Genomic DNA, 6,557 nt, shown 5'->3' with positions numbered 1-6,557 from the left:
ACTTAAAGTTGCAACCCTTTAAACTGCCAAAAAAGAAAATATACTCTCTAAGGAAGTTGTTTTTTAACATAGAAGGGATCCTCTGTCTGTAGCACCGAATTGCATTCCGATCCCGTTAGGGATCACAGATCAATAGCACCGAATTTCGATCGATCTTCCGCGCGCCGTGTGCGCGTGATCGATGAAACACGACCGCTCCCGGCGCGCAACGCACGCAATAAATCGGCAAGTTTCATTGTCGCCGCCCGATTGGGCTATCTTCATACACAACAATTGAAATGCTATCTTCTTATCACCTTAACATACAGATGCTCTTTCGTCTTCAAAACAACACCGACAAGCAGCACTCCTTTAGGAAGTGTGTTCGCATCTATCATTCCCGATACCTGACCCAACTGCGACTGATCATAGCTCGCCACCTCCTGCCCGGTCACGCTCCGAATGCTTAAGCGTTCAACATTCTCCCACGACGAAACTTTCAAATAATCTGAAAAAGGATTAGGATAAAATGCCAGCGCTGAAATTTCCTCAATACCGGTAGGATCACCCGATCCGATTGTCATTATAAACACCTCGCTCGTTAAGACACCGTCGGAAGCAGAAATTCCAACTTTCAGTTCACCGTTGAACATAGCCTCCGGGACAATTGAAGTGCCGCCGGATAAACTATAGTGAGCTCCTGCATGAACGGTAAGTGTTACCTCATCTCCATCAACGTCTTCAACTTCCAATATTGCAGGCGTAATTTCATAATTTTGTCCTGCGACAATACCGGGAACTTCACGTTGACGCTTGATGACCGGGGCATCATTTACGGGCTCGACAGTTAAGGTTGTTGTGAAGGGTCCGGAAGTGGTCAATGCATCATTGACAGTGAACTTCAAGTCAATTGTGCCTGCGAAATCTTTCTTGAGAGTTACCAGTCCATTTGCTGTCAACTGCAATTTGTCGTTGTTTTCCAGACGATACTCCAGCTTGTCATCCATGTCGGTAATGTCGATTAGATCCGCCAGGTAAAAACTCGTGTCTTCAGGAACGGAATACGAGTTTTTGATATCCACCAATGGCTTGAAGTTGGTATAATGAACAGCGGCAGCGCTATAGTATGGTTCGCCGTTGATGCTTTCGAAATGACCAAGCAGCAGAATCCGTTCACCCGACAAAGTGATAACTCTTGAGACCTGGTGATCCAGTACGCCGGGCGACACCTGGAACGTCAGCCTATTGTACAGGGAGCCTTTATAGTCGGATATGGCGATATTGCTCGCATTGGCATTATTGAATCGATCAAATTTGCCGCTGAGAACAACCATGGTATCGTTTAGCGGTAATACATGAAGGTTCTTGCTGAATGTATAAGTCCCTAAACTTGTGGCTTCCGCTTGTCCATTAAGAATGTTGTATTTAAAGACCGCGTTAGCGTCTAAGGAACTTTGTCCTCCGAGAATTTGTCCGGCCCGGTAAATTTCATTACCAACTTTCGCCAGGTGCTCGGACGATATTGAAATATTGTCCTGGCGGGCAAAGTTATTGTCGATGTTACCATTGAGATCCATTACCCACAAAAAGCCTTTCCCATTGAGCACTTCCCCGCCGATGGCAAAGTTGTCGTCATCCACTTTACACAGGCTTTTGACCATCACTGATTGCCCTTGGAATATATTGGTCTTAAATGCCGGTATAGTATTTCCGGTGAAGTCAAAAGCGACGAGATTCTCACCATAACTTCCACAGGCGATGATGCGATCTCGCATCACGACAAAATCACGGAGGAACTCACCACTGGCGTACGACAATGCATGGGTTACGAATGAAGGATCAAACTTTCCACTCGTGTTTATTCTTATGAGCGAGCTCCTGTCGCCCAGGATATGATAGAACGAACCTCCAACGTAAACCTTGTTGTCTGCCGCAACTTCCAACTTTTCAACTACATCTCCTTGTGATAAAGGATTATTACCGGCAAAGGTGATGTCGACGTTGCCTGACCTGTCAAGTTTTGCGAGATTTTTAACTTCCGTATTGCCAATGTGCGTGAAGGACCCTCCAACGATAAGGCTACCGTCTGCCAGTTCAACGGCGTCATTAACATAACCTACGTTGAAAAGTTTCTCTTTGGTTGAAACTTCGGTATCAACGATACCGATACTGCTAAATTGCAGGAATGAGTGCGACGATGCGCCATATTGCATCTCATCTCCTGTTGCTAATACAAACTTATCACCCTTCGGCAAAATTCGGGAGAGCAAATTCGCGGACCCGATACTCACCGGGACGAACTGGTCCGATATGGAACCATCCAGATTGAGAGCCATTAGTGCCGCGGGCTGGGGATATTGGTCAATGAGAATGATAATTCTGTTATTGATAGGATCGACTGCAGTGCTGTAAATCGGTTTTGAATCTGTGTCAGGCGAAAAGGTTGCTATTTTGTTTCCGGTAGCATCAAGCAACATGATGTCGGTATAAGACGACAACACCATCTTTCCGTCAGGGAAGAAATTAAGCTCTGTAAAATTCGGTACGAAAGAGACATCGCTAAACGTATTGTCAATTACACCGGTCTCCTTGATCTTAAGGATTTTTCGGGTATTACCCGCAACAGTGAAATTGCCGACCATGAAGATGCTGTTGTTTTGATCGACAACAATGTCTTCAACATTACCCACGAAATCAATCTTGGCAAAGGCAGGATCGACGTTTCCGTTTCTGTCAAACTTCATAACCGATCTGCTTGAAAACATATTGCCGATGGCGACATACCCGTCTTTATGTCTGACGAACTGGCCAACGCTCATGTATCCGCTTGGCGATTGAATATCTCTCTTGAACTTTCCGGTACCGTCGATGATCGTTACCCTTCCCTGCCACTTCCCTTGCATGAGCAGCAAATCACCACCCGGTCCCTTCACGACGGTCGACCGTGTACAACATATCCCGAAGTCGGTCGTAAACTGATCGCGCAGTTCCTTGCTTAGAGCGAAGTCTTTGTCCAGTGATCCATCCGCATTAAACCGTAGCAGGTTAGGAACGGGAGTATCACCGGCGAATGCATAATCTCCAAGCATTACTATTTTACCGTCATCCTGGATGATATGGTTAGCGGTGTGTGGAGAGCCTTTAATTTTGGGCCTGAAGTCACTGATCAGAAACTGACCCTGTGCGTTGCGCAGGGAAATAAGGTTGCAGAACAGAAGTAATAAGAACAATCCGATTGTGTTATGACGTAGAGCATGACCAAACGAGGGCCAGCAACGAATCAAAGGAGCGTGCATTGACTGAAACGGGGTTATGAAGCAAATCTAACGCATCTTACCATGTACAACAGCCCAGGAGTTGGCTCAACTGAGAAATTTCGGTAAAATGGCTATTCTGAATCTCGTGCAGGCGAAAAAGGTAACTGCCAATGCTTCGTTGCTCATCCATTATGAAAAACACGCACGTCATTCACAACCATACACAAATTTCAAGACGACGTCCTGCGATGACGGATAGCCACGCCCGTTATAGCTATAGGTGTGCGTGATCTCACTCGCCACAGTCGTACCATCCTCAGCAATAAGGCGCTCAGACAGCACGTTGTGGAGGAGAAAGGTGTCGTCCAACAGGTCCTGCGACAAATAGTATTCGTAGGGGTGCGGCCTCGGATGATTATCAATCGTATAAATCTCAAAAAAAGCGAGGTTGAGCTCCGGTGTATACTGACCGCGCAAATAAGTGGTGTTTTTCACCGTGCTTGCATCCGGATATTCAAGGTCAATGTAAAAGACAAGCTCCGCCTTGCGCCAGTAATGACTTACTTTGATCATCCTGTCATTATCGTCATACTCAAAAACAGTAGAATCTCCGAAATCAGTGGATTTTACATACTTTGAAATCACGCGCCCCTTTGCATCAAAATCAAAAAACCATACCGTTCGTGAGTTGTCAGATCGGGTCTTATGTACACGAGCCAACTGTCCGTCACCAGTATAAAAGAAGTTGGTTTCGGCGGGATAGGGACCTGACACACTTTGTAGTGATCCGTCGGTGTTGTAATTGAACATCACCTCTTTTCCGTCGGCAATGTTAGTCTGCGATATAATACGGTACCCTTCACAAGGTTCACTTTCATCGTCACATCTTTGACATAAAATGGCAATTCCAGGCAGGAGCAGGAAGAGAAATATGCGGCGCATAGAAGCTAACTTTTTGACCAAAATAATAAATAGCAACGAGCTATAATACTTTCGGTTTTTCGATGTCGCTCCTCCGGTGCGTAACTTTGCGCATGATTGTAGAAGTTTGGTAACACGGAAAGGCTGAAAGTAATGCTTTCTTGAAGGTTTCCAGCTAGCACGTTAATTGTCTCAGGTGCCACTGTAGATAAGTTCAAACACAAACAGACAATTATGGAAAAGACTGAAGCAACAACAACCTCGAAAGAAACAATCGAGATACTGAACGACCTCGTGGCAATCAATAACGACAGAATTGAGGGCTACGAAAGAGCGCTCGACGAAACCGAAGAGAAGGACAGCGATATAAGAAGACTTTTCATTGCGATGATTGATGAAAGCCGCAAGCTCCGGTTAAACTTAGCCAACGAAGTTCAGACACTCGGTGGTAAGTCCGAAACGGGAACAACTGCCAGCGGAAAGTTATACCGTGCGTGGATGGACGTTAAAGCTGTTTTCACGGGTCATGATCGCCACACGGTACTGGCTAATTGTGAACGCGGCGAGGATGCAGCACAAAAGGCATATAAGGACGCATTGGAAGACAACAATCTCCCGGCTTATATCCGCACTATGCTTACCGAGCAGAAGCAACAGCTGAGAGCGTCACATGATAGAGTAAAAGCGCTGCGTGACGCGGCCAAGTAGCGTATCGGCTGAATAGCTGCTTCCACACTTTTACATTTTACATTTAGAGTTTTACATTTTGCGGTTTAACCCTTGTACTACAGTGGCTCTCCCACAACAATGCACGTTAGCCGCAAAATGTAAATTCTAAATTATATCACCACCGTTACTCAACCGCCCCATCCTATAACGATCGAAACGTCCTCCGCCTGCGTCAAACATTTCTGACTCGTTTCCTTGTAGCATAGCCGAACTTCAATACTTACCTCCTGGACATCACGATTAGCACTATTAAAAAAAATTTCCTTGCGGTACCCTGCGCCTTAGCGAACCTGCGGCGGAACTACCCTTGATCCTGGGCTGTAGTTGCTTCGTGTATTAGCGCCTCGCTTCCTCTGCTGCTTTCAAGCCCGTGCCATAGTTTTCAAGCCAGTGCCATGGTCTTCACGTCACTCACACTTTACTATCTTTGCTGATCACAGCTTTTGCCATGCTGGGCAGAGCTCGTAACTGATCATCTGTATTGAAAGTCAAAAACCAAAACGGACCTCATACCTTATGACATCCAGGACGAAAACATATTTTGAAACGGAACTGGACCGGCTTATGAAAGAAGATTACTTGCCGGAACACTACTATGTTCAGATAAGGCAGTCAAAGCAATTCATGGAAAAGTTTCTTTCTGAAAAAATCGAACTCGGCGACATCGCTTCCAGTTCCTTCATGTCACGATTCCACTATACGCGCATTTTCAAAAAGGTTTACGGCGTTTCTCCGAGGCAATTTTTGAGAGACCTTCGAATTGACAAGGCAAAGGAACTGTTAAAACAAGGCACAGAAATATCCCAGGTATGCTGTGATGTCGGTTATGACAGCCTGCCCACATTCTGCAATGCCTTCAAAAAGGGCACAGGCCACTCAATGAAAGAATATCAACTGCTGAACAAAAGCAATCCGGAATAAGAACTTCAACCTCTGGAATTGAATTTTTGTGCTATCAAAAAAGACAGGCATATGATAAAAATTCATGTAACGAGTGTTCCCGTTCAGGATCAGGACAAAGCATTAAAGTTCTACACTGAAAAGCTTGGCTTCATCAAAAAGACAGAAGTACCCATGGGCGAATACCGCTGGCTGACTGTCGTTTCTCCAACTGAGCAAAATGGTGTCGAATTGCTGCTTGAGCCCATGGCCTTTGATCCTGCCAGAGTATATCAAAAAGCATTAAAGGAAGCTGGCATTCCCTACACATCGTTTATGGTCTCAGACTTGATGAAGGAATACGAACGACTCGTAAGCCTGAATGTAGACTTCTCGATAAAGCCGAAAGAAATGGGACCTGTGATGATTGCCGTTCTCGACGACACCTGCGGCAATAACATTCAGTTGGTACAGATGCTGTGACCTTTACGGCAAAGGTGAAAGTGCTCAATGAAAAACTGGCATTGGAAGGTAGCAGGGGATCCCCTGACCACGAATTGCATTAGATCCCCGGAGGGGATCCTCTCTCTGTAGCACGAATTTGCAATTAGATCCCCGGAGGGGATCCTCTCTCTGTAGCACGAATTGCATTAGATCCCCGGAGCCTGTATGTTTAAAAAAGGAAAGCCTGGAGACTATATTTAAAGTGAATTACCATATCATTTTAAATAAATCTTCCAGGCTTATGAAAACAATACAAGCTAAGGATTTTTCCTTTGCCGGGGAACCTGT

The 6,557-nt window shown here is 45.4% G+C and carries 5 protein-coding genes; 3 read left to right on the top strand and 2 right to left on the bottom strand.

Features of this window, described 5'->3' with window-relative positions; genetic code table 11:
• Positions 1-281: 281 nt before the first annotated feature.
• Both WBG78_RS30570 and WBG78_RS30565 read right to left on the bottom strand, forming a co-directional pair.
• Entirely contained in the window at positions 282-3,209 is a 2,928-nt protein-coding gene (locus tag WBG78_RS30570; RefSeq protein ID WP_337330349.1) for an Ig-like domain-containing protein, read from the bottom strand.
• Between the two features lie 234 nt (positions 3,210-3,443).
• Entirely contained in the window at positions 3,444-4,178 is a 735-nt protein-coding gene (locus tag WBG78_RS30565; RefSeq protein WP_337330348.1) for a hypothetical protein, read from the bottom strand.
• Between the two features lie 213 nt (positions 4,179-4,391).
• On the opposite strand from WBG78_RS30565, the gene WBG78_RS30560 reads away from it, so the two are divergent.
• The 3 genes from WBG78_RS30560 to WBG78_RS30550 all read left to right on the top strand — a co-directional run bounded on the left by WBG78_RS30560 (position 4,392) and on the right by WBG78_RS30550 (position 6,248).
• Positions 4,392-4,865 (top strand): PA2169 family four-helix-bundle protein, encoded by a 474-nt coding sequence (locus WBG78_RS30560; RefSeq protein ID WP_337330347.1) that lies wholly within the window; start codon positions 4,392-4,394, stop codon positions 4,863-4,865.
• A 585-nt stretch (positions 4,866-5,450) separates the two neighbouring features.
• Positions 5,451-5,807 (top strand): helix-turn-helix transcriptional regulator, encoded by a 357-nt coding sequence (locus WBG78_RS30555; protein ID WP_337330346.1) that lies wholly within the window; start codon positions 5,451-5,453, stop codon positions 5,805-5,807.
• 51 nt (positions 5,808-5,858) lie between these two features.
• Entirely contained in the window at positions 5,859-6,248 is a 390-nt protein-coding gene (locus tag WBG78_RS30550) for a VOC family protein (RefSeq protein ID WP_337330345.1), read from the top strand.
• The last annotated feature ends 309 nt before the right edge of the window (positions 6,249-6,557 follow it).

The sequence above is a fragment of the Chryseolinea sp. T2 genome, from assembly GCF_037203685.1.
GTDB lineage: Bacteria > Bacteroidota > Bacteroidia > Cytophagales > Cyclobacteriaceae > Chryseolinea.
Note: the sequence above shows the minus strand (reverse complement) of the source record. Positions and strands in the feature narration are given on the sequence as shown.

Coding starts and splice junctions, on each gene's coding strand:
- WBG78_RS30555 (WP_337330346.1), top strand. CDS start 5,451: ATGAAAGAAGATTACTTGCCGGAACACTACTATGTTCAGATAAGGCAG.
- WBG78_RS30565 (WP_337330348.1), bottom strand. CDS start 4,178: ATGCGCCGCATATTTCTCTTCCTGCTCCTGCCTGGAATTGCCATTTTA.
- WBG78_RS30550 (WP_337330345.1), top strand. CDS start 5,859: ATGATAAAAATTCATGTAACGAGTGTTCCCGTTCAGGATCAGGACAAA.
- WBG78_RS30560 (WP_337330347.1), top strand. CDS start 4,392: ATGGAAAAGACTGAAGCAACAACAACCTCGAAAGAAACAATCGAGATA.